The sequence below is a fragment of the Brevundimonas sp. G8 genome, assembly GCF_902506205.1.
GTDB lineage: Bacteria > Pseudomonadota > Alphaproteobacteria > Caulobacterales > Caulobacteraceae > Brevundimonas.
In genome coordinates this window covers 96,657-116,719 of sequence record NZ_LR732816.1, presented here as the reverse complement: position 1 = coordinate 116,719, position 20,063 = coordinate 96,657, and the positions used below count along the sequence as shown (strand labels likewise).

Sequence of the window (20,063 nt, the reverse complement as noted above, 5' to 3'; positions counted from 1 at the left end):
GATGGCCTTGAAACATTACAATCCGACCTCGCCGGGCCGTCGCGCCCTCGTGCTGGTCGACCGTTCGGAGCTCCACAAGGGCCGTCCGGAAAAGTCGCTGACCGAAGGTCTGACCAAGTCGGGCGGACGCGGGCAGGGCGGTCGCATCGCGGTCCGCTTCCGTGGCGGCGGCGCCAAGACCCTGTACCGCAAGATCGACTTCAAGCGTCGTAAGTGGGACATGGTCGGCACGGTCGAGCGCCTGGAATACGATCCGAACCGCACGGCCTTCATCGCTCTCGTGACCTACGAAGACGGCGAGAAGACCTACATCATCGCGCCGCAACGCCTTAAGGCTGGCGACACGGTGATCGCGGGCGAAAAGACCGACGTGAAGCCGGGCAACGCCATGCCGCTTCGTTCGATGCCGGTGGGTACGATCATCCACAACATCGAAATGAAGCCGGGCAAGGGCGCTCAGCTGGCCCGCTCGGCCGGCGCCTACGCCCAACTGGTGGGTCGCGATCAGGGCTACGCTCAGATCCGTCTCGGCTCGGGCGAACTGCGTATGGTCCTGGACGGCTGCATCGCCACGGTGGGCGCGGTTTCGAACCCCGACCACATGAACCAGAACCTGGGCAAGGCCGGTCGCAAGCGTCACATGGGCTTCCGCCCGCACGTTCGCGGCGTCGCCATGAACCCGATCGACCACCCGCATGGTGGTGGTGAAGGCCGGACCTCTGGTGGTCGTACCCCGGTTACCCCGTGGGGCAAGGACACCAAGGGCACCCGTACCCGCAAGAACAAGGCTACGGACAAGTATATCATCCGTACCCGCCACGTTAAGAAGGCTCGCTAAGAATGGCCCGCTCCTCCTGGAAAGGCCCGTTTGTCGACGGGTATCTGCTCAAGAAGGCCGACGCCGTTCAAACGTCGGGCCGCAAGGACGTGATCAAGACCTGGTCGCGCCGCTCCACCATCCTGCCGCAGTTCGTCGGTCTGACGTTCGGCGTCCATAACGGTCAGAAGCACGTGCCCGTGTCGGTCTCGGAAGAGATGGTCGGCATGAAGCTCGGCGAGTTCGCCCCGACCCGGAGTTTCCCGGGTCACGCGGCGGACAAGAAGGCCAAAAGGAAGTAACTGATGGCCCAGACAAAAAATGAGCGTCGGGTCGCCCCGACCGAGGCCCGCGCCAAGCTGGTCAACGTACGCATCAGCCCGCAAAAGCTGGGCCTGGTCGCCGCATCGATCCGCGGCATGCCGGTCCAGAAGGCGCTGAACGAGCTGGAATTCAGCCGTAAGCGTATCGCGACCGACGTCCGCAAGGTCCTGTATTCGGCGATCTCGAACGCCGAGAACAACCACAACCTCGACATCGACAACCTTGTCGTCGCCGAGGCCTATGTGGGCAAGAACCTGGTGATGAAGCGTTTCGCGAGCCGTGCTCGTGGTCGTTCGTCGCGCATCCTGAAACCGTTCAGCGAGATCACCATCGTGGTCCGTGAAGCCGGCGAGGCCGCCTGATGGGTCAGAAAATCAATCCGATCGGTCTGCGCCTCGGCGTGAACCGTACGTGGGACAGCCGTTGGTTCGCCGCCGGCGCCGACTACTCCCGCCTGCTGCACCAGGACCTGAAGCTGCGCGAGTGGCTGCGGGAACGTCTGGGCGCCGCCGGTGTGTCGCGCATCATCATCGAGCGCCCGCACAAGAAGTGCCGGATCACCATCTACGCCGCCCGTCCGGGCGTCGTGATCGGTAAGAAGGGCGCTGACATCGAGAAGCTCCGCAAGGACATCTCGGCGCGCACCGAAGGTGAAGTTCACCTGAACATCATCGAAGTCCGCAAGCCGGAAACCGATGCGCAGCTGATCGCTGAAAACATCGCGCAACAACTGGAACGCCGCGTGGCCTTCCGTCGCGCCATGAAGCGTTCGATGCAGTCGGCGATGCGTCTCGGCGCCAAGGGCATTCGTATGAATGTCTCGGGCCGTCTGGGCGGTGCAGAAATCGCACGTATGGAATGGTACCGCGAAGGTCGCGTGCCGCTTCACACGCTGCGCGCCGACATCGACTATGGCTTCTACGAAGCCAAGACGACCTACGGCATCATCGGCGTGAAGGTCTGGGTCTTTAAGGGTGAAGTGCTGGAGCACGATCCCATGGCGCAGGACAAGCGTTGGGCCCAGGAAGCTTCGGGTCCGTCCTCGAACGAAGGCCGCGAACGCGGCGGCCCCCGTGGCGACCGCGGTCCGCGTCGCGACCGGGGACGTGAGAACTAAGTCATGTTGCAACCGAAGAAGACCAAGTACCGCAAGGCCTTCAAGGGCCGGATCCATGGCTCGGCCAAGGGTGGCTTCTCGCTGAACTTCGGGTCGTATGGCCTGAAGACGCTGGAGCCGGAACGCATCACTGCGCGTCAGATCGAAGCGGCTCGCCGCGCGATCACCCGCCAGATGAAGCGTCAGGGCCGCGTCTGGATCCGCGTCTTCCCCGACCTGCCCGTCACGGGCAAGCCGGCCGAAGTCCGGATGGGTAAGGGCAAGGGCGCCGTGGACCACTGGGCCGCGCGCTGCCACCCCGGCCGTATCCTGTTTGAAATCGACGGCGTTCCGGACGATGTCGCCCGCGAAGCGCTCCGTCTCGGCGCAGCCAAGCTGCCGGTCCGCACCAAGGTGGTGACCCGCATCGACGCCGGCGTCGCTCATGTCGAGGTAGCCGCCTAATGACCAAGATCGCCGATCTGCGGTCGCAAACGACCGACCAACTGTCCGACGAGCTGCTGAAGCTCAAGAAGGAACAGTTCAACCTGCGCTTCCAGGCGGCCACCGGCCAAATGGAAAAGACTCACCGCGTTGGTGAAGTCCGCAAAGACATCGCACGCATCTCGACGCTTCTGCGCGAGCAGCGTGCGGCCTCGTAAGGAAACGAATATGCCCAAGCGAATTCTTGAAGGCGTGGTCGTGTCCGACAAGGGCGAAAAGACCGTCGTCGTGAAGGTGGAGCGCACGCTGCTGCACCCTGTTCTGAAAAAGATCGTTCGTCTTTCGAAGAAGTACCACGCGCACGACGAAGCCAACGCGCTCAAAGTCGGCGACATCGCTCGCATCGTCGAGTGCGCCCCGAAATCCAAACTGAAGCGCTGGGAAGTCCTTTCCAACGCCTCGGCCTCGTAATCAGAAGGATCTGATCTTATGATCCAGATGCAAACTAACCTGGAAGTGGCCGATAATTCGGGCGCCCGCCGGGTCATGTGCATCAAGGTGTTGGGCGGCTCCAAGCGCCGCTACGCCTCGATCGGCGACACAATCGTCGCCTCCGTGAAGGAAGCCATCCCCCGCGGCCGCGTGAAGAAGGGCGACGTCGTTCGCGCTATCGTCGTGCGCACCGCCAAGGACATCCAACGCAAGGACGGCTCGGTCATCCGCTTTGACAAGTCGGCCGCTGTCATCGTCAACAAGCAGAACGAGCCTGTCGGCACGCGGATCTTCGGCCCGGTTCCTCGCGAACTGCGCGCCAAGAACCACATGAAGATCATCTCGCTGGCACCGGAGGTCCTGTAACATGGCCGCCAAGATCAAGAAGGGCGACCGCGTCGTCGTCCTCACCGGCAAGGACAAGGGCCGCACGGGCAACGTGCTGAAGGTCCTGCCTACCGAAAATCGCGTCCTCGTCGAAGGCTGCAACATGGTTCAGCGCCACACGCGCCCGAGCCAGGCTGACCCGCAGGGCGGTATCAAGAACAAGGAAGCCTCGCTTCACCTGTCGAACGTCGCGATCGCCGACGCCAACGGCAAGGCGACCCGCGTCGGCTTCAAGATCGATGGGGACACCAAGGTCCGCATCGCCAAGACGACGGGAGACGTCATCTGATGGCTACCGAAAAGTACGCCCCGCGCCTCAAGGTCGAGTATCAAGCTCGCATCCGCCAGGTGATGAAGGAAAAGTTCGGCTACACGAACGAAATGCAGGTGCCCAAGCTGGACAAGATCGTCCTGAACATGGGCATCGGTGAAGCTGTTGCGGACTCCAAGAAGGCGAACACCGCCCTCAAGGATCTGACGGCCATCGCCGGTCAGAAGGCCGTCGCCACCAAGGCCCGTAACTCCATCGCCGGCTTCAAGCTGCGTGAAGGCATGGTCATCGGCGGCAAGGTCACGCTGCGCGGCGAACAGATGTACGAGTTCCTGGACCGGTTCATCACGATCGCGCTGCCGCGCGTGAAGGATTTCCGTGGTCTGAAGGGCACGTCCTTCGATGGTCGCGGCAACTACGCCACGGGTCTGAAGGAACACATCGTGTTCCCGGAGATCAACTACGACCAGATCGATCAGATGTGGGGCATGGACATTGTCGTCTGCACCACGGCCAAGACCGATGAGGAAGCCAAGGCTCTCCTCACCGAGTTCAAGTTCCCGTTCGTGAAGAACTGAGCGGGAAGGGAAGAGCACAATGGCTAAGAAAAGCGCCGTAAACCGTAACGAAGCCGTCAAGGCCCTTGTTGCGAAGTATGCCGCGAAGCGGGCCGCCCTGAAGGCGACCGCCAACGACGAAAACCTGCCGCTGGAGGAGCGCTTCGACGCGCGCCTGAAGCTGGCTGAACTGCCGCGCAACTCCGCGCCGAGCCGCATTCGCAACCGTTGCGAAGTGACGGGTCGTCCGCGGGCGTTCTATCGCAAGCTCAAGATGAGCCGGATTGCGCTGCGTGAACTCGGCAACCAGGGCCAGATCCCTGGCCTGACGAAATCCAGCTGGTAAGGGGAGCGAACAGACATGATGATCAACGATCCCCTGAGCGACATGATCGCTCGCATCAAGAACGCGGCGACCCGCAAGCGTTCCAAGGTGTTGACCCCCGCTTCTCGTCTGCGTCAGCGCGTCCTCGACGTGCTGCAGGACGAAGGCTACATCCGCGGCTACAACCTGGTTCAGAACCCGGGTGAGTTTCCGCAGTTCGAGATCGAGCTGAAGTACTTCGACGGTCAGCCCGTCATCGCCGAGATCGCTCGCGTGTCCAAGCCGGGCCGCCGCGTCTATTCGGCGATCGGCGATCTGAAGCCCGTCAAGAACGGCCTCGGCATCTCGATCCTCTCGACTTCGAAGGGCGTCATGTCCGACGCCTCCGCCCGCGACGCTAACGTCGGTGGCGAAGTCCTCTGCAGGGTCTACTGATATGTCCCGTATTGGCAAGAAAACCATCGCAGTGCCGAAGGGCGTGACTGTCACGCTCGACGGCCAGAGCGTCACCGTGAAGGGCCCCAAGGGCGAGAGCTCTTGGACCGTCGCAGACGAAATCGAAGTCACCCAGGAAGGCGACGAACTGTCGCTGGGTCTGCGGTCGGACACGCAACGCGGTCGCGCGATGTGGGGCCTGTCGCGCACCCTGGTCGACAACATGGTCGTCGGCGTCACCACGGGCTTCGAAAAGTCTCTGGAACTGGTCGGCGTGGGTTACCGCGCCGCGATGAAGGGCGACGCCCTGTCGCTGCAGCTCGGCTTCTCGCACGAAGTCGATATCGCTCCGCCGGCCGGCGTCAGCTTCGCAGTGCCGAAGCAAACCGAGATCAAGGTCTCGGGCGCTGACAAGCAAGCCGTCGGTCAGATCGCCGCGGTCATCCGCAAGCTGCGTCCGCCGGAGCCCTACAAGGGCAAGGGCGTCCGTTACGCGGGCGAGAAGGTCCGTCGCAAGGAAGGCAAGAAGAAGTAAGTCATGGCTCTTTCTCTTCGACAACAAGCCAAGCGCCGCTCGGAGCGCACTCGTCGCCGCCTGAAGGCTGTCGCCAACGGTCGCCTTCGTCTGTCGGTCAGCCGTTCGGACAAGAACATCTCGGCCCAGATCATCGACGACGCCCAAGGCGTGACCGTCGCGTCTGCCTCGTCGCTGGAAGGCGGCAAGGGCAAGCGTGGTTCGGACACCGCTGCGGCCGCCGCGATCGGCAAGCTGATCGCCGAACGCGCCATCGAGAAGGGCGTCAAGGACGTCGTCTTCGACCGTGGCGAGTACATCTATCATGGACGGGTCAAGGCGCTGGCGGAAGCCGCGCGCGAAGCCGGCCTGAACTTCTAAGGGACGCGACAGATGGCGCATCAACCCCAACGTGGCGGCGGCGGCAACGACCGCAACCGTCGTGACAACCGCAATGGCCCCCAAGCCGATGGTCCGGATTCGGACATCGTCGAGAAGTTGGTCCACATCAACCGCGTCGCCGCCACCGTCAAAGGCGGCCGTCGTTTCTCCTTCGCAGCCCTGATGGTCGTCGGTGACGGCAAGGGTCGCGTCGGCTTCGGTCACGGCAAGGCGCGCGAAGTGCCGGAAGCCATCCGCAAGGCGACCGAAGAAGCCAAGAAGACCATGATCCGCGTTCCGCTTCGCGAGAACCGCACGCTGCACCACGACGGCAACGGCCGTTGGGGCGCCGGCAAGATCATGATGCGCGCTGCCCCTCCCGGGACCGGCGTCATCGCAGGTGGTCCGATGCGCGCCGTGCTCGAAACCCTCGGCGTCCAGGACGTCGTGGGCAAGTCGACCGGTTCGTCGAACCCCTACAACATGATCCGCGCGACGTTCGAAGCGCTGAAGGTCCAGTCCTCGCCCCGTCAAGTCGCGTCCAAGCGCGGCAAGAAGGTCGCGGATCTGATGGGCCGTCGCAACGACGGCGCTTCGACGCCCGAAGCTGTGGAGTCCTAATCATGGCCCCGTCCAAGAAGACCGACGCCAAGACCGTCACCGTCAAGCAGACCGGTTCGCCGATCCGCCGCAAGAATGACCAGCGCGCCACCCTGGTGGGCCTGGGTCTGAACCGCCTGGGTCGTGAATCGACTCTGGAAGACACGCCTTCGGTTCGTGGGATGATCGCCAAGGTCGCCCACCTGACCGAGATCGTCGAAAAGTAAGCCGTTTCGCCCTCTCCCGAACCCGGGGGAGGGCGTTTCTGCACTTGCGAATACCCCGAGGGTCGCCTATCAGCGGCCCTTAAATTTTTACAGCCGAGTCCGGATCAATGGTCCGGGCGCTAGCACCCGAAAGGATCAGGCATATGAAACTGAACGAAATCCGCGACAACGAAGGCGCGCACAAGAAGCGCATGCGTGTCGGCCGTGGCCCCGGTTCGGGCAAGGGCAAGACCGCTGGCCGTGGCGTCAAGGGTCAGAAGTCGCGTTCGGGCGTCGCCATCGGCGGCTTCGAAGGCGGCCAAATGCCGCTGTACATGCGTATGCCCAAGCGTGGCTTCAACAACGCCAACGCTCTGAAGCTGGCTGAAGTGAACCTGTGGCGCCTGCAAGACGCCATTGACGCCGGCAAGCTGGACGCCAAGTCGGAACTCAAGGGCGACGCCCTGGTCGCCGCCGGCGTGATCCGTCGCGTCAAGGACGGCGTGCGTTTGCTGGGCACTGGTGAGCTGAAGCAAGCGCTGAACCTGGTCGTCTGGTCGGCGACTTCGGGCGCGATCAAGGCCATCGAAGCCGCTGGCGGTTCGGTCGTGCAAGAGCGCATTGCCGCTGAAGCCAAGGCCGCAGCACGCGTCGAGAAGCGCAACCTGGCCAAGGGCAAGGTTCCGCCTGCCAAGCCGCGTCTGGGCGACGAGAACAAGATCTCGGCCCGCACCAAGCGCGCCGCCGCCAAAGCCTAAGCAACGCGTCGTCGCGGTCAGTTAGGCCGTGGCCTGATTGCCCCTGCGACGACGAAAGAACGGAAGCGGCCTCGCAAGAGCGCCGCTTCTCGCCTATCTGACGACTCAATCAGTCGTGGGGACGCATAATGGCTTCGGCCGCAGAACAACTCGCCGCCAATATGAACATGGGCTCGTTCGCGAAAGCGACCGAGCTGCATAAGCGCCTGCTCTTCACGCTGGGCGCACTCCTGGTCTATCGGATCGGGACGTATGTGCCGATCCCGGGCATCAACTCGCAGGCCTTCCTGCAGTTCTTCCAGGACCCGTCGGGCCAGCGCGGCATCCTGGACATGTTCAACATGTTCTCGGGCGGTGCGGTCGAGCGTATGGCCATCTTCGCGCTGAACGTGATGCCGTACATTTCGGCCTCGATCATCGTGCAGCTGATGGGCACCGTGTATCCGCCCTGGGAGAAGCTGAAGAAGGAAGGCGGCGAAAGCGGCCGCAAGCAGCTGAACCAGTACACCCGTTACCTGACGGTGTTCCTGGCGCTGGCGCAGTCCTTCGGTATCGCCGCAGGCCTGAACAGCACGGCCGGCCTGGTCGACAATCCCGGCCTGTTCTTCATCGTCTCGACGGTCGTGACCCTGACCGGCGGCACCATGTTCCTGATGTGGCTGGGTGAACAGGTGACGGCGCGCGGCGTCGGCAACGGCATCTCGCTGATCATCTTCGCCGGTATCGTGGCGGTCCTGCCGTCCACCATCGCGCGCCTGCTGGGCCTGGCTCAGCAAGGCCAGATGTCGGCCTTCGCCCTGCTGTTCATCGCCATCCTGGCCGTGGCCACCGTGGTCTTCATCGTCTTCATGGAACGCGCCCAGCGCCGTCTTCTGATCCAGTATCCGAAGCGCCAGGAAGGCAACCGCATGGCTGGGGGCGAGCGGTCGTTCCTGCCGCTGAAGGTCAACACTGCGGGCGTCATCCCGCCGATCTTCGCCTCGTCGCTGCTGATGCTGCCGACGACGGTGGCGACCATGACGGCAAACGCGGACCTGCCCAGCTGGATGAGCTGGCTGCCGCTGGTGACGGCGCAGCTGACGCACGGCCAGCCGCTGTTCATGGCGCTGTATGCCGCCCTGATCGTCTTCTTCTGCTTCTTCTACACCTCGATCACCTTCAACCCCGAGGACACGGCCGAGAACCTGCGCAAATACGGCGGCTTCCTGCCAGGCATCCGTCCGGGCAAGCGCACGGCGGAATATCTGGACTATGTCCTGACCCGCCTGACCGTGATCGGCGCCGCCTACATCACCGCGGTCTGCCTGCTGCCTGAGTTCATCGTCAGCCAGTTCGGCAACAGCCTGTACTTTGGCGGAACGTCTATCTTGATCGTCGTCTCGGTCACGATGGACACTGTGGCCCAGATTCAGTCCCAACTGCTGGCGCACCAGTACGAAGGCCTGATCAAGAAGGCCAAGCTGCGTGGTCGTGGCGGTCGTGGCGCGCCCACGCCCGTGCGCCGCTAAGTCTTAAGCTGACAGACGCCCAGGGGAGGGCTGAAGCATGAACTTGATCCTGTTCGGACCGCCAGCGGCGGGCAAGGGCACCCAGGCGAAGCGGCTGGTGGAAGAGAAGGGCATGGTCCAGCTCTCCACCGGCGACATGCTTCGCGCGGCGATCGCCTCTGGCTCGGAGCTGGGGCTCAAGGTCAAGGACGTGCTGGCGCGTGGCGACCTGGTCACCGACGAGATCGTCATCGCCCTGATCGAGGATCGCCTGAACGAGGCCGAGGCCGCCGGCGGCGCCATCTTTGACGGTTTCCCCCGCACCGTGGCCCAGGCTGAGGCGCTGGACGAGATGCTGGCCAAGCGCGGCGTTCAGATCGACGCCGTCGTGCGGCTAAAGGTCGACGACGCCGCCCTAACCGAACGGATCGCCAAGCGTTTCGCGGAACAGGGCCGCCCCGACGACAATCCCGAATCGTTCAAGGTTCGGCTTGAGGCCTACAACCGCAACACCGCGCCGCTGCTTCCCTATTACGAAGCCCAGGGCAAGCTGACGCAGGCCGACGGCATGGGCACGATCGAGTCCGTGGCCAAGGCCATCGACGAAGCCCTGGCCTGATTTGCGGTTTCAGGCGTTGATCGCCTGATGACCGAACACGCCGACTCCAGACCCGAGAAGACCCACCCGCGTCGCTGGCGCATGGCGGGTATCTTTATTGCCGTCGCTGTCGCCGAGATCGGCCTGTTCCTGCTGCTGGGGCGTGCGAGGGGGCCGGCCCAGACGCCTGTGGTCGAACCCCCGCCGTTCGAGGTCGTGCTCTACGATCCCCCGCCGCCGATCTCGAACGAACCACCCGCGCCAGAGACGGGCGGTGGCGCGCCCGCAGCGCCCTCTGTCATTCACACGCCGCCGCCTCCGCCCCAGGAACGCCCGCGCGAGGTTCCTGCGCCGCCTGTGAAGGCGCCCGAGCCCGCCCCCGTAGTCGGTATCACCCCCAATCCGTCGCCTCAGCCCGGTTTCGGCCAGGGCGGGCAGGGGACCGGCAGTGGTTCTGGCGTCGGATCCGGCAGTGGCCCCGGCAGCGGCTCGACCGGACCGCGCCTGGTGACCGGCCCCACCATCGGTCAGATCCGCGCCCACCACCCCTCGGGCGCGCGCAGCCGCTATGGCCGGGTGGAGCTGTCTTGTATCATTCGCCTGGATAGCCGGCTGGACGGTTGCCGTGTGGTGCAAGAGACGCCGCCCGGCCTGGGCTTCGGCGCAGCGGGTCTTCAGGTCTCCGGCTTCTTCCGTTTCCAGCCCCCCACCGAGGACGGCCGACCCGTCGAGGGGCAGCGGGTCACTGTCGGTGTGGACTTCGGCCGTCCGCCGCGTTGAGGCGCCTCCAGATGTTGACGCCTCGTGAATCACATGTATAAGGGCGCCTTCCCGCGAAGGGCGCCACGCTCCTGGTCTGTTGACCGGAGCGTTTGTTGCGTCTGACTAACGCGTATCTGGAGAATTTCGTGGCCCGTATTGCTGGCGTCAACATCCCGACCAACAAGCGCGTAGAGATCGCGCTTCAGTATATCCATGGCATCGGCCCCGCCGCCGCCAAGGACATCACCGAGAAGGTGGGCATCGAAGCCGCCCGCCGCGTGAACCAGCTGACGGACGCCGAAGTCTTGTCGATCCGCGAAACGATCGACAAGGATCACACCGTCGAGGGCGATCTGCGCCGCGAGACGTCGATGAACATCAAGCGTCTGATGGACCTGGCCTGCTACCGCGGCCTGCGTCACCGTAAGGGCCTGCCGGTCCGCGGCCAGCGCACCCATACGAACGCCCGCACCCGCAAGGGTCCCGCCAAGCCGATCGCCGGCAAGAAGAAGTAAGACAGACACATGGCCAAGGAACCGGGTCGCGTAAAGAAGCGCGAGCGCAAGAACATCACCTCGGGCGTCGCCCACGTGAATGCTTCGTTCAACAACACCATGATCACGATCACCGATGCCCAGGGCAACGCGATCTCGTGGTCTTCGGCCGGACACATGGGCTTCAAGGGTTCGCGTAAGTCGACCCCTTACGCCGCCCAGATGGCCGCTGAAGACGCTGGCAAGAAGGCTCAGGAACACGGCGTGAAGACGCTGGAAGTGAACGTCTCGGGTCCGGGTTCCGGCCGTGAGTCGGCCCTGCGCGCTCTGCAGTCGGTCGGCCTGACGATCACGACCATCCGCGACGTCACGCCGATGCCGCACAATGGTTGCCGTCCGCCCAAGCGTCGTCGCGTCTAAGCGATAGCGTTCTAGGCACCCCCCATCTCCGTCCGCTCCATCATGGCCTCGTCGACAAGGCCGGAGCAGGCGAAACCCGTTCGAGGGACAAAATGATCGAAAGAAACTGGCAAGAGCTGATCCGTCCCGAGAAGCCGCAGATCGAGATCGGTTCCGACACCCAGCGCAAGGCGCGCCTGGTGGCCGAACCCCTCGAGCGTGGCTTCGGCGTGACGCTCGGCAACGCGCTCCGTCGCGTTCTGCTGTCCTCGCTGCAAGGCGCGGCTGTCACGGCCATCCAGATCGACGGCGTCGTTCATGAATTCTCGTCGCTGGAAGGCGTGCGGGAAGACGTGGTCGACATCGTTCTGAACATCAAGCAACTGGCGCTGCGCATGCACGCCGAAGGCCCCAAGCGCATGACCCTGCGCGCCACGGGCCCCGGCGCCGTGACTGCGGGTCAGATCGACGTGCCGGCGGACATCGAGGTTCTGAACCCCGATCACGTCATCTGCACGCTGGACGACGGCGCGTCGGTTCGCATGGAACTGACCGTCCAGAACGGCAAGGGCTACGTCGCCGCCGAACTGAACCGTCCGGAAGATGCGCCGATCGGCCTGATCGCCGTCGACGCCCTGTATTCGCCGGTCAAGAAGGTGGCTTACCGCGTCGAGCCGACCCGTCAGGGCCAGTCGCTGGACTACGACAAGCTGCTGCTTGAAGTCGAAACCAACGGTGCGGTCACGCCGGTTGACGCCGTCGCTTATGCGGCGCGCATCCTGCAAGACCAACTCCAGATCTTCATCACCTTCGAAGAGCCCAAGAAGGCTGTCGAGCAGTCGGACGGCAAGCCCGACCTGCCCTTCAACCCGGCGCTGCTGAAGAAGGTGGACGAGCTGGAACTGTCGGTTCGTTCGGCCAACTGCTTGAAGAACGACAACATCGTCTACATCGGCGACCTGATCCAGAAGACCGAGGGCGAAATGCTTCGTACCCCGAACTTCGGCCGCAAGTCGTTGAACGAGATCAAGGAAGTTCTCACGACGATGGGCCTCAGCCTCGGCATGGACGTGCCGAACTGGCCCCCCGAAAACATCGAAGACCTGGCCAAGAAGTTCGACGACCAGATCTAAGTTCAACCCTCCGCCCGTCTCCCTTGGGAGAATGTCGGGGCGGTTAGAAGATTACGGTTCCAGGTCCCTTTGAGGATACCGGTTCCGGAGTAGGAGAGACCCAGATGCGCCACGGCGCCGCCCATCGTAAACTCGGTCGCACGAGTAGCCACCGCACCGCCATGTTCGCGAACATGGCCGCCTCGCTGATCAAGCACGAGCAGATCACCACGACCCTGCCCAAGGCGAAGGAACTGCGTCCCTTCGTCGAGAAGCTGGTCACCCTCGCCAAGAAGGGCGACCTGCACGCTCGTCGTCAGGCCATCAGCCAGGTTCGCGACGTGCCGCAAGTCGGCAAGCTGTTCGAAACGCTCGGCCCGCGCTACAGCGAGCGTAACGGCGGCTATATCCGCATCATGAAGGCCGGCTTCCGCCACGGCGACAACGCCCCGATGGCCGTCATCGAGTTCGTCGATCGCGACGTCGAAGCCAAGGGCAAGGACTCTGGTCCGGTCCTGGCCTTCGAAGGCGGCGACGAAGACTAAGATTTGGTCGCATGACCAAACGCCGGAAGGGCGGTCGGAGCAATCCGACCGCCCTTTTGCTTTGAGCGGAGACGGGGCATGAGGGGTGAATGAACGTCGCCATCGTTGATTTCCGTCCCGACCACGCCGCCGTCTGGGCGCAGTTGAACACGGCCTGGCTGGCCGAAGGCGGCTTCGCCGTCGAGGCCAAGGATCGACTCGCCATCGACAATCCGCAGGGCGTGTTCCTGGACAAGGGCGGGCGCATCTTCATCGCGGAACGGGATGGTGAGGCCGTGGGGTGCTGCGCCCTGGTTCCGACCGACGACGGAGTTGAGGTCTGCAAAATGACGGTTACGCCCGCCGCGCGCGGCCTGGGGCTGGCCCGGCGCTTGCTGGAAGCCTGCGAGACGGCGGCGCGGGCGGCCGGTGCGGGTCGGCTTTATCTGGAGACCAACAGCGCCCTGACGCCGGCCATCGCCCTGTATGAAAGCTTCGGCTTCGTCCACTTGCCGGCGCGGCCGACGCCCTATGCCCGCGCCGATGTCTTCATGGAAAAGCGGCTCTAGCCGTCCAGGATGGCGGCGACCGCCATGCCCCATATGAGTAGAATGCACAGGCCATAGGCGATCTGGTCGAGCAACGAGCGGCGAGGCGGCTTTGGCGGTGGGTTCGGATGCGGCATCGCCAAGCTTGAACCCGATTTCCCAAGCCGCAGAAATCGATTAAGCGGGTCGGTGTCTGTGAGGGGAGATCACATGTCGGGCCGGGTGCCGCCACCGCTGAATGCATTGAGAACCTTCGAGGTCTTCGCCCGGCACAGAAGCATGACCCGTGCGGCGGCCGAGCTGTGCGTGACCCACGGTGCTGTCAGCCGCCAGATCGCGGCCCTGCAGGCCTCGCTGGGCGTGACCCTGGTGACCGGCCCGCGCCATGCGCTGACCCTGACTGAGGCGGGTGCGCAACTGGCCGGGCGGCTGACACCGGCCTTTAGCGCGATCAGCGATGCGGTCGATGGCGTGCGGCTGGGCGTGGCGCGAGAGATCGAGATTTCATGCCTGGGCACGTTCGCGCTGAAATGGCTGATCCCGCGCCTGCCAGGGTTTCTGGACACGCATCCCGAAGTACGGGTCAGGCTGTCGGAATCCTATGCCATGGTCGATTATCGGCGTGATCGGTTCGACGGGGCCATTCGCATCGTCGAGCCGGATCAGGCCCATGCCCGCACCCAGTCCACGCGCTTTCTGGCGCAGCATCAGGGGCCGGTCGGGGCGCCGGCCTTGATGGCGGGGCTGCCGACGCTGGAGGCCGTGGCGCGCGCGCCGCGTCTGCGCTCGGCCACCTTCCGTCGGGCCTGGCCGGCGTGGTCGGAACTGGCGGGCGTGGCCCTGCCACCGGCGACTATGGAGCGGGAGTTCGCCCACAACCATTCGCTGGTCGAGGCGGCGATCTCGGGCCTGGGCGTGGCTATCGCGCCGTGGGCCTTCGTGGCGCCGGATGTCATCGCGGGTCGGCTGGCGGCACCGTTCGGCTTCGTGGAGCGGCCGTCGTGGTTCGCTTTCCTGCGGCCGGAGGGCCGCAGGGATGCGGCGGTTGACGCCTTCCGCGACTGGCTGGTCGCGGAAGGCGCGCGCAGTCCGCCACCGCCTATTCCTTCGACAGGTCCTGGCGATTGAACCAGACGATCGAGGCGATGAGGGGGACGAGGGTCCAAAGAGCTAGGCTGACCAAGCTAGGCCACAGGGAAGGTGCATTCGGTACGTTCGAAACTATGGCCTTGAGCGTATCGTAGGCCAGGCCGGGAAGGAGCAACTGAGCCTTCCAGCTCGCTGGGTCCCATCCGATGATCGGCAGAACGCTACCGAACAGCGATTGAGCGAAGCCCAGCGCCCAGGGCACGAATAACGCGGCCATGAGCGAGCGTGTCAGGACGCCGGTCAGCAGGGCGATCAGTGTGAATTGAACAATACGCACCCAAGACAGAACCCAAAGGAGGGCGAATTCGCCCAGGGCGGATACGTCGGTTGAGAACGTCAGTCCTCGGCCGAAGACGCCTGCCTTCATCACGTTGAATATGACCGTTGCGATCAGGAACGCGATCAAACCGGCGAAAGCCAGCGCTTTCATGACGGCGATCTTGCCCAGCAATAGAGAGGGTCGGCTGTTGCGGGCGCTGATTAGGCGCCAGGTTTCCCAGCGATAATCGCCGACATAGAGGGTAGCGGCCGCAACCAGCATGAAGATGAGGACAAGACCGTTGGCGCCCTTGTCTGCACCAAACGTGAGCGCCTCCATCAGGTTGATGGGCGTGGAGGGCATGTTGGGATTTATTCCAGCCGCCATCGCCATGGGACCGCCCTTGGCCTTGGCTTGGAACAGGTAAAAGGTGCCCCCGGCGATAAACAGAACCGGGACGACCAGGGTGGCCAAGACGACCTGGATCCAGTTCTTGGACAGGCGGTAGGTTTCGGATCGGATCGCGTCAGCCAGCACGGTTTTGCTCCTGCACGCCGGTCCAGCCGGTTTCGCTCATGAAGACGTCTTCCAGGTCGGCGCCGATCCAACGGGCCTCCTCGATGTCGACGCCGCCTTCTACCAGGGCCTTGATTGCGGCGGCGGCCTCGGCGCGGGGCACGGCGGCCACCACGGCGTCGCCGTCCAGGGTGGCGCGGTCGCCCAGCACCGACAGGGCCTTGGCCAGGGGGGTGACGGACAGGCGCAGACGCTCGCCGGAGGCGGTCAGGTCGGAGACCCGGCCCTCGGTGATCACCTTGCCCTTGTTGAAGATGGCGACGCGGTCGCAGACGCGCTGGACCTCCTGCAACTGGTGGCTGGCGAGGATGACGGTGACGCCGTCGTTGTCGGCCAGGCTGCGGATCAGGGCGCGCATCTCCTGGATGCCAGGCGGATCCATGCCGCTGGTCGGCTCATCCAGAATGACGAGATCCGGCTTGGTCATCAGGGCCGCGGCGACGCCCAGGCGTTGCAGCATGCCGACCGAAAAGCCCTTCACGCGCCGGTTTGCCGCCTCGGTCAGGCCGACGCGTTGCAGCCAGTTGTCGATCTCGGCTGAGGTCACGCCGCCGTGCGCGCGGGACAGCCATTCGAGCACCTGGCGGGCGGTCATGAAGGGCGGAAAGCGCGGCGTCTCGATCATCGAGCCCATGCGGCGCATCGAGGCCGGATCGCCGATCCGTCCGCCCATCACCGTCGCCTCGCCCTCGGTCGGGCGAATCAGGCCCAGCAGGGTGCGAAACAGGGTGGACTTGCCCGCGCCATTGGGGCCCAGAACGCCATAGACCCCGCCACGCGGGATCGACAGGGTCAGGCCGTCCAAGGCCCTCACCGGCCCATAGATCTTGGTCAGGCCGCGAATGTCGATAACGGTTTCCATGACGCAAGCTTGGCGCGAGAACCGTGTTCCCACAAGCCGTCGCAAGCCTGTCGTCCATTAAGTTTAGGCAATGGTTCGATGTCGCCTTGGAGTAAGCCCATGTCCCGTTTCCTCGCCACCGGCCTGGCCCTGGTCGCCAGCCTTGCGGTTGCGTCCTGCGCCGCAACGCCGGTTTCGGCCCCGGCGGTTGTGCAGTCGTCGGTTGTCGAGACCTCGGCGGCGCGGCCCGACCTGGTGATTCTGGTCTCGATCGACGGGTTCTCGCCGGATTATCTGGGCAAGGGCCAGACGCCGGTGATGGACGGGCTGGTGGCGGGCGGCGCGTTCGGGCCGATGCGGCCGTCCTTCCCCAGCGTGACCTTCCCCAACCACTATACGCTGGTGACGGGGCTGCACCCTGACCACCACGGCGTCGTCGGCAACCGGTTCACGGACGCGCAGTTGGGCACCTTCACCATGGCCAGCAAGGAAAGCGGCTTTTGGGATCAGGGCGAGCCGATCTGGGTCACGGCGGAAAAGGCCGGGGTCCGCACCGGCACGATGTTCTGGCCGGGATCGGAGGTCGAGATCCATGGCGTGCGGCCCAGTCAGTGGACGCCCTTCGATCAGGGAATGCCGGGCGATGTGCGGGTGGATCGGGTGCTGTCGTGGCTGGACCTGCCGGCGGGTCAGCGGCCAAAGCTGGAGACCTTGTATTTCGACATCGTGGACACCGCTGGCCACCGCAACGGTCCAGATGCGCCTGAGACTCGCGCCGCCGTGGCCTCGGTCGATGCGTCCGTGGGACGGTTGGTCGAGGGGCTGAAGGCGAGGGGGCTTTATGATCGGACCATGCTGGTCGTGGTGTCCGATCACGGCATGGCCGCCACGTCGCCGGACCGTGTGGTGTGGATCGACGACATCATCGACCCGGCGGCGCTGAAGATCGGTTATGGCGGGGCGGTTCTGACCGCCGATCCCGCGCCGGGCCGCGAGGCCGAGGTGCAGGCCAAGCTGGTCGGTCGTCATCCGCATATGGAATGCTGGAACAAGGCCGATGTGCCGGCGCGGCTGGTCTATGGCTCCAACCCGCGGGTGGCGCAGATCGTCTGCCTGGTCGAGACTGGCTGGCTGACGGCGACACGGGATCGGCCGGTCACCCGCGCAGGCGGCGCCCACGGCTATGACAATCAGGCGCCGGAGATGGAGGCGGTCTTCATCGCGCACGGGCCGGGCGTCGTCGCGGGGCGGCGGCTGACCGATCTGGACAGCGTGGACGTGCAGCCCTTCCTGGCGCGCATGCTGGGCCTCAACGCACCGACGGGAGACGGCCGGGCGCAGGACACCTTGCCCGTCACCACGCCCTGATCGGGTGATTGGCGAGGCGGCCAATTAAGCGCACAAAGGTCGCCAAGCGGGGGAGGCGGGAATGCGCAAGGGTCTGTGGGTCGCGACGGTTTCGGTCGCCTGTTTGATCGCGCCGGTGGCGGTGGCCGACGCTACGGCGACGGCGGCGACCCTGGCCCTGATCGCCAATCCCCAGGTTTGCGGACGCCTGGGCGCGGTCGGCGATGTCCAGCCGACGGCGGACATGGTCATGGTCCCCGGCTTCGGCGACGAGGGTTTCACCGTTGATACGAAGAACCCCGAGGCTCAGGCCTGGTTCGACCATGGCGTGCGGCTGCGCTGGGCGTTCGAACATTCGGAATCGGTGCGGGCGTTTCGCAAGGCGCGGCAGCTGGATCCGTCGTGCGGCATGTGCGCCTGGGGCGAGGCCTGGGCCATCGGGCCGAACCTGAACGGTGGCGGGAACGACCCAGAGTCCCTCGCCACGGGCCTGAGGGCTGCGCGCGAGGCTAGGCGGCTGGCCGGCGACGCCACGCCGATGCAGCGCCAGATGATCGACGCCCTGATCCAGCGCTACTCCGGCAAGGAAAACACGCGCGCCCTGCGCTTCGCCCGCGCCATGGACCGGATCGCCAAACGCCATCCCGACGACGTCTCGGTGGGGTCCATCACCGCCGACGCCTGGATGCTGCAGCCCGACGGTGAATGGTGGGACGACAACGGCAAGGCCACCGATCCGGCCGTGACGCGGGCGATGGCGATCCTGGAACACAGCCTGACGGTCAAGCCGAACGATCCGGCGTCCATCCACCTCTATATCCACCTGACGGAATGGTCTGACGATCCGCATCGGGCGCTGGCCTATGGCGAGCGGCTGGCCCTGCTGGCGCCGGGAGCCAGCCACCTGGTGCATATGCCGTCGCACACCTTCTATCGAGTGGGGCGGTACAAGGACGCCATGATGTCCAACGTCAATGCCGTGGCGCTGGACAAGACCTATGACCGACTGGCCAGCCCGCCAGGCGGCATTCGCGGCATGAGGCTGCACGCCCACAACATCCACTTCGGCATGGGCGGCGCCCTGATGGCGGGCGGGGCCGAGCGAGGGCTGGAGCTGGCCGACTGGTATATGGCGACCTATCCGCAGCTGCTGGGCGCGCCCGAACCCGGCGAGGATGCCTATGTCGTCTATCGTCAGGTGATGGCGGCGGACGCCTATGCGCTTTACGGCCGGTTCGGATCGGACGCCCAGGTCGCGGCCCTGCCCGAGCCGGATGTCGGTCGGCCGTTGATGCGGGTCGGCTGGCGCTATGCGCGCGGCGAGGCGGCGGCGCGGCGCGGCGATGCGGCGGCCGTTCGGGTCGAGGCCCAGGCCATCGCGGCCCTGCTGGCGGACAAGGCGTTCAAGGGAACGATGGCGGATCGTCAGGTCGGGTTCGCCGAACTGTTCCAGAAGGTGCTGGAAGGCCGCGCGGCCATGATCGATCAGGATTATCCGACCGCCATCGCCGCCTATGGCCGCGCGGCGACGATCCAGGCCATGGTGCCGGAGGGCGGCGATCCGCCGATGATCTGGTATCCGACGCGCCGCAGCCTGGCCGCCGCGATGCTGGCGTCCGGCGATGCAGCTGGGGCCAAGGCCAAGATCGCCGAACTGCTGACGGACTGGCCCAACGATCCCTACAGCTACTACGTCCTGTATCGCGCGGCGCAGGCGATGGGCGACGAACCGGCGGCGAACGACGCCCTGCGCCACGCCGGCGTCGAATGGATCGGTGGGGAGATGACGCTGGGTGAGGCCTAACGTCCCACGGCGAAGACGGAGGCCACATCGCAACGCCAGGCCTTGAGCCGCATGGTGATGGCGAAGGCCTCGACCTGTGACAGCGCACCTAAACCTAAGGTGAACCACAGCAGCCAACTGGTCTGTCCCGTGACGAACAGTTGAACGAACAGCCCCCAGAGAAACAGGCAGAATAGCTTTGACAGCCAGTGATGAGGCGAGGCCTCGCGCCGGAAACGGGCGAAGCTGACGGCGTGGTTGGCGGCTTCCATCACCAGCAGCACCAAAGCGAGTGGCGCCAGCACGACCGTCATCGCAGGATACATCAGCCATAGGGCCAGGGACGCACCTAGCCAGAAGATTACGTCTGCTCGACCGTCCCAGCGCCGAAGAGTCGGCGTGACGACCTTCAGACGCCGCGCGATGACGCCGTCAAAAATATCTGACAGCACCCCCAGCGAAAGCAGGGCCGCAGCGGCTCCGCCCGCCGTGGGCGCCATCAGCGACAGGCCAACCAGCGCTGGCGCGCAAAGCAGCCGGAAGACGACCAGAGCCCAGGGCAGGCGGTTCAACATCG

General features: G+C 64.9%; 31 protein-coding genes. 28 read left to right on the top strand and 3 right to left on the bottom strand.

Annotated elements, in window-relative coordinates; translation table 11 throughout:
• Position 1 precedes the first annotated feature (1 nt).
• The 26 genes from rplB (at position 2) to CHRYSEO8AT_RS00460 (ending at position 14,659) form a co-directional block, all read left to right on the top strand.
• Positions 2-838 (top strand): 50S ribosomal protein L2, encoded by an 837-nt coding sequence (gene rplB, locus CHRYSEO8AT_RS00585; RefSeq protein ID WP_008259904.1) that lies wholly within the window; start codon positions 2-4, stop codon positions 836-838.
• 2 nt (positions 839-840) lie between these two features.
• Positions 841-1,119, top strand: coding sequence for a 30S ribosomal protein S19 (gene rpsS / locus CHRYSEO8AT_RS00580; RefSeq protein ID WP_135195324.1), 279 nt, complete (start codon positions 841-843; stop codon positions 1,117-1,119).
• Between the two features lie 3 nt (positions 1,120-1,122).
• Entirely contained in the window at positions 1,123-1,503 is a 381-nt protein-coding gene (gene rplV / locus CHRYSEO8AT_RS00575) for a 50S ribosomal protein L22 (protein WP_159844793.1), read from the top strand.
• Complete coding sequence (gene rpsC / locus CHRYSEO8AT_RS00570) at positions 1,503-2,258, top strand: 30S ribosomal protein S3 (RefSeq protein ID WP_159844791.1); 756 nt, start codon at positions 1,503-1,505, stop codon at positions 2,256-2,258. The genes rplV and rpsC overlap by 1 nt, the downstream gene beginning before the upstream one ends.
• A 3-nt stretch (positions 2,259-2,261) precedes the next feature.
• Positions 2,262-2,702, top strand: coding sequence for a 50S ribosomal protein L16 (rplP, locus tag CHRYSEO8AT_RS00565; RefSeq protein WP_087119314.1), 441 nt, complete (start codon positions 2,262-2,264; stop codon positions 2,700-2,702).
• The gene (gene rpmC, locus CHRYSEO8AT_RS00560) at positions 2,702-2,899 is read left to right on the top strand and encodes a 50S ribosomal protein L29 (RefSeq protein WP_135195327.1); all 198 of its coding nucleotides are present in this window, start codon (positions 2,702-2,704) and stop codon (positions 2,897-2,899) included. Before rplP ends, rpmC begins: the two co-directional genes overlap by 1 nt.
• Positions 2,900-2,909: 10 nt before the next feature.
• On the top strand, positions 2,910-3,152 hold the full coding sequence (rpsQ, locus tag CHRYSEO8AT_RS00555; RefSeq protein ID WP_008262472.1) for a 30S ribosomal protein S17: 243 nt from the start codon (positions 2,910-2,912) through the stop codon (positions 3,150-3,152).
• Positions 3,153-3,170: 18 nt separating this feature from the next.
• Complete coding sequence (gene rplN, locus CHRYSEO8AT_RS00550; RefSeq protein WP_003164378.1) at positions 3,171-3,539, top strand: 50S ribosomal protein L14; 369 nt, start codon at positions 3,171-3,173, stop codon at positions 3,537-3,539.
• Position 3,540: 1 nt separating this feature from the next.
• Positions 3,541-3,849 carry a 50S ribosomal protein L24 gene (rplX, locus tag CHRYSEO8AT_RS00545; protein ID WP_135195328.1) on the top strand — a complete coding sequence of 103 codons (309 nt, stop codon included), beginning with the start codon at positions 3,541-3,543 and terminating at the stop codon, positions 3,847-3,849.
• The gene (rplE, locus tag CHRYSEO8AT_RS00540) at positions 3,849-4,409 is read left to right on the top strand and encodes a 50S ribosomal protein L5 (protein WP_159844788.1); all 561 of its coding nucleotides are present in this window, start codon (positions 3,849-3,851) and stop codon (positions 4,407-4,409) included. The genes rplX and rplE overlap by 1 nt, the downstream gene beginning before the upstream one ends.
• Positions 4,410-4,428: 19 nt before the next feature.
• The gene (gene rpsN, locus CHRYSEO8AT_RS00535; RefSeq protein WP_135195330.1) at positions 4,429-4,734 is read left to right on the top strand and encodes a 30S ribosomal protein S14; all 306 of its coding nucleotides are present in this window, start codon (positions 4,429-4,431) and stop codon (positions 4,732-4,734) included.
• 15 nt (positions 4,735-4,749) lie between these two features.
• Positions 4,750-5,148, top strand: coding sequence for a 30S ribosomal protein S8 (rpsH, locus tag CHRYSEO8AT_RS00530; protein ID WP_008262310.1), 399 nt, complete (start codon positions 4,750-4,752; stop codon positions 5,146-5,148).
• Position 5,149: 1 nt separating this feature from the next.
• Complete coding sequence (rplF, locus tag CHRYSEO8AT_RS00525; protein WP_159844783.1) at positions 5,150-5,683, top strand: 50S ribosomal protein L6; 534 nt, start codon at positions 5,150-5,152, stop codon at positions 5,681-5,683.
• A gap of 3 nt (positions 5,684-5,686) precedes the next feature.
• Positions 5,687-6,043 carry a 50S ribosomal protein L18 gene (gene rplR, locus CHRYSEO8AT_RS00520; RefSeq protein ID WP_135195333.1) on the top strand — a complete coding sequence of 119 codons (357 nt, stop codon included), beginning with the start codon at positions 5,687-5,689 and terminating at the stop codon, positions 6,041-6,043.
• A 12-nt stretch (positions 6,044-6,055) separates the two neighbouring features.
• Positions 6,056-6,664: a 30S ribosomal protein S5 gene (gene rpsE, locus CHRYSEO8AT_RS00515; RefSeq protein WP_135195334.1), complete on the top strand. Its 609-nt coding sequence runs from the start codon at positions 6,056-6,058 to the stop codon at positions 6,662-6,664.
• 2 nt (positions 6,665-6,666) lie between these two features.
• Positions 6,667-6,870, top strand: coding sequence for a 50S ribosomal protein L30 (gene rpmD, locus CHRYSEO8AT_RS00510; RefSeq protein WP_135195335.1), 204 nt, complete (start codon positions 6,667-6,669; stop codon positions 6,868-6,870).
• A 143-nt stretch (positions 6,871-7,013) separates the two neighbouring features.
• Entirely contained in the window at positions 7,014-7,607 is a 594-nt protein-coding gene (gene rplO / locus CHRYSEO8AT_RS00505; protein ID WP_159844780.1) for a 50S ribosomal protein L15, read from the top strand.
• 128 nt (positions 7,608-7,735) lie between these two features.
• The gene (gene secY / locus CHRYSEO8AT_RS00500) at positions 7,736-9,115 is read left to right on the top strand and encodes a preprotein translocase subunit SecY (RefSeq protein ID WP_159844777.1); all 1,380 of its coding nucleotides are present in this window, start codon (positions 7,736-7,738) and stop codon (positions 9,113-9,115) included.
• Positions 9,116-9,152: 37 nt separating this feature from the next.
• Positions 9,153-9,713: an adenylate kinase gene (locus tag CHRYSEO8AT_RS00495; RefSeq protein ID WP_159844774.1), complete on the top strand. Its 561-nt coding sequence runs from the start codon at positions 9,153-9,155 to the stop codon at positions 9,711-9,713.
• 27 nt (positions 9,714-9,740) lie between these two features.
• On the top strand, positions 9,741-10,472 hold the full coding sequence (locus CHRYSEO8AT_RS00490) for an energy transducer TonB (protein WP_159844771.1): 732 nt from the start codon (positions 9,741-9,743) through the stop codon (positions 10,470-10,472).
• A 128-nt stretch (positions 10,473-10,600) separates the two neighbouring features.
• Positions 10,601-10,969, top strand: a complete 369-nt coding sequence (gene rpsM / locus CHRYSEO8AT_RS00485) for a 30S ribosomal protein S13 (RefSeq protein WP_159844768.1) — start codon at positions 10,601-10,603, stop codon at positions 10,967-10,969.
• Between the two features lie 9 nt (positions 10,970-10,978).
• Positions 10,979-11,368 carry a 30S ribosomal protein S11 gene (rpsK, locus tag CHRYSEO8AT_RS00480; RefSeq protein WP_013268944.1) on the top strand — a complete coding sequence of 130 codons (390 nt, stop codon included), beginning with the start codon at positions 10,979-10,981 and terminating at the stop codon, positions 11,366-11,368.
• A 92-nt stretch (positions 11,369-11,460) separates the two neighbouring features.
• Positions 11,461-12,480 carry a DNA-directed RNA polymerase subunit alpha gene (locus tag CHRYSEO8AT_RS00475; RefSeq protein ID WP_159844764.1) on the top strand — a complete coding sequence of 340 codons (1,020 nt, stop codon included), beginning with the start codon at positions 11,461-11,463 and terminating at the stop codon, positions 12,478-12,480.
• A 104-nt stretch (positions 12,481-12,584) separates the two neighbouring features.
• Entirely contained in the window at positions 12,585-13,004 is a 420-nt protein-coding gene (rplQ, locus tag CHRYSEO8AT_RS00470) for a 50S ribosomal protein L17 (RefSeq protein ID WP_055753399.1), read from the top strand.
• An 89-nt stretch (positions 13,005-13,093) separates the two neighbouring features.
• The gene (locus CHRYSEO8AT_RS00465; protein WP_159844761.1) at positions 13,094-13,552 is read left to right on the top strand and encodes a GNAT family N-acetyltransferase; all 459 of its coding nucleotides are present in this window, start codon (positions 13,094-13,096) and stop codon (positions 13,550-13,552) included.
• 189 nt (positions 13,553-13,741) lie between these two features.
• Positions 13,742-14,659, top strand: a complete 918-nt coding sequence (locus CHRYSEO8AT_RS00460) for a LysR substrate-binding domain-containing protein (protein WP_159844758.1) — start codon at positions 13,742-13,744, stop codon at positions 14,657-14,659.
• Here CHRYSEO8AT_RS00460 and CHRYSEO8AT_RS00455 read toward each other — a convergent pair.
• Both CHRYSEO8AT_RS00455 and CHRYSEO8AT_RS00450 read right to left on the bottom strand, forming a co-directional pair.
• The gene (locus CHRYSEO8AT_RS00455) at positions 14,631-15,476 is read right to left on the bottom strand and encodes an ABC transporter permease subunit (protein ID WP_159844755.1); all 846 of its coding nucleotides are present in this window, start codon (positions 15,474-15,476) and stop codon (positions 14,631-14,633) included. The genes CHRYSEO8AT_RS00460 and CHRYSEO8AT_RS00455 overlap by 29 nt on opposite strands.
• Positions 15,466-16,377 carry an ABC transporter ATP-binding protein gene (locus tag CHRYSEO8AT_RS00450; RefSeq protein WP_159844752.1) on the bottom strand — a complete coding sequence of 304 codons (912 nt, stop codon included), beginning with the start codon at positions 16,375-16,377 and terminating at the stop codon, positions 15,466-15,468. Before CHRYSEO8AT_RS00450 ends, CHRYSEO8AT_RS00455 begins: the two co-directional genes overlap by 11 nt.
• Before the next feature lie 99 nt (positions 16,378-16,476).
• On the opposite strand from CHRYSEO8AT_RS00450, the gene CHRYSEO8AT_RS00445 reads away from it, so the two are divergent.
• On the top strand, positions 16,477-17,724 hold the full coding sequence (locus CHRYSEO8AT_RS00445) for an ectonucleotide pyrophosphatase/phosphodiesterase (protein ID WP_159844749.1): 1,248 nt from the start codon (positions 16,477-16,479) through the stop codon (positions 17,722-17,724).
• 61 nt (positions 17,725-17,785) lie between these two features.
• The gene (locus CHRYSEO8AT_RS00440) at positions 17,786-19,507 is read left to right on the top strand and encodes a hypothetical protein (protein WP_159844746.1); all 1,722 of its coding nucleotides are present in this window, start codon (positions 17,786-17,788) and stop codon (positions 19,505-19,507) included.
• On the opposite strand, the gene CHRYSEO8AT_RS00435 is transcribed toward CHRYSEO8AT_RS00440, so the two are convergent.
• Entirely contained in the window at positions 19,504-20,061 is a 558-nt protein-coding gene (locus CHRYSEO8AT_RS00435; RefSeq protein WP_159844743.1) for a CDP-alcohol phosphatidyltransferase family protein, read from the bottom strand. The two genes, CHRYSEO8AT_RS00440 and CHRYSEO8AT_RS00435, sit on opposite strands and share 4 nt — an antisense overlap.
• Between the last annotated feature and the right edge of the window lie 2 nt (positions 20,062-20,063).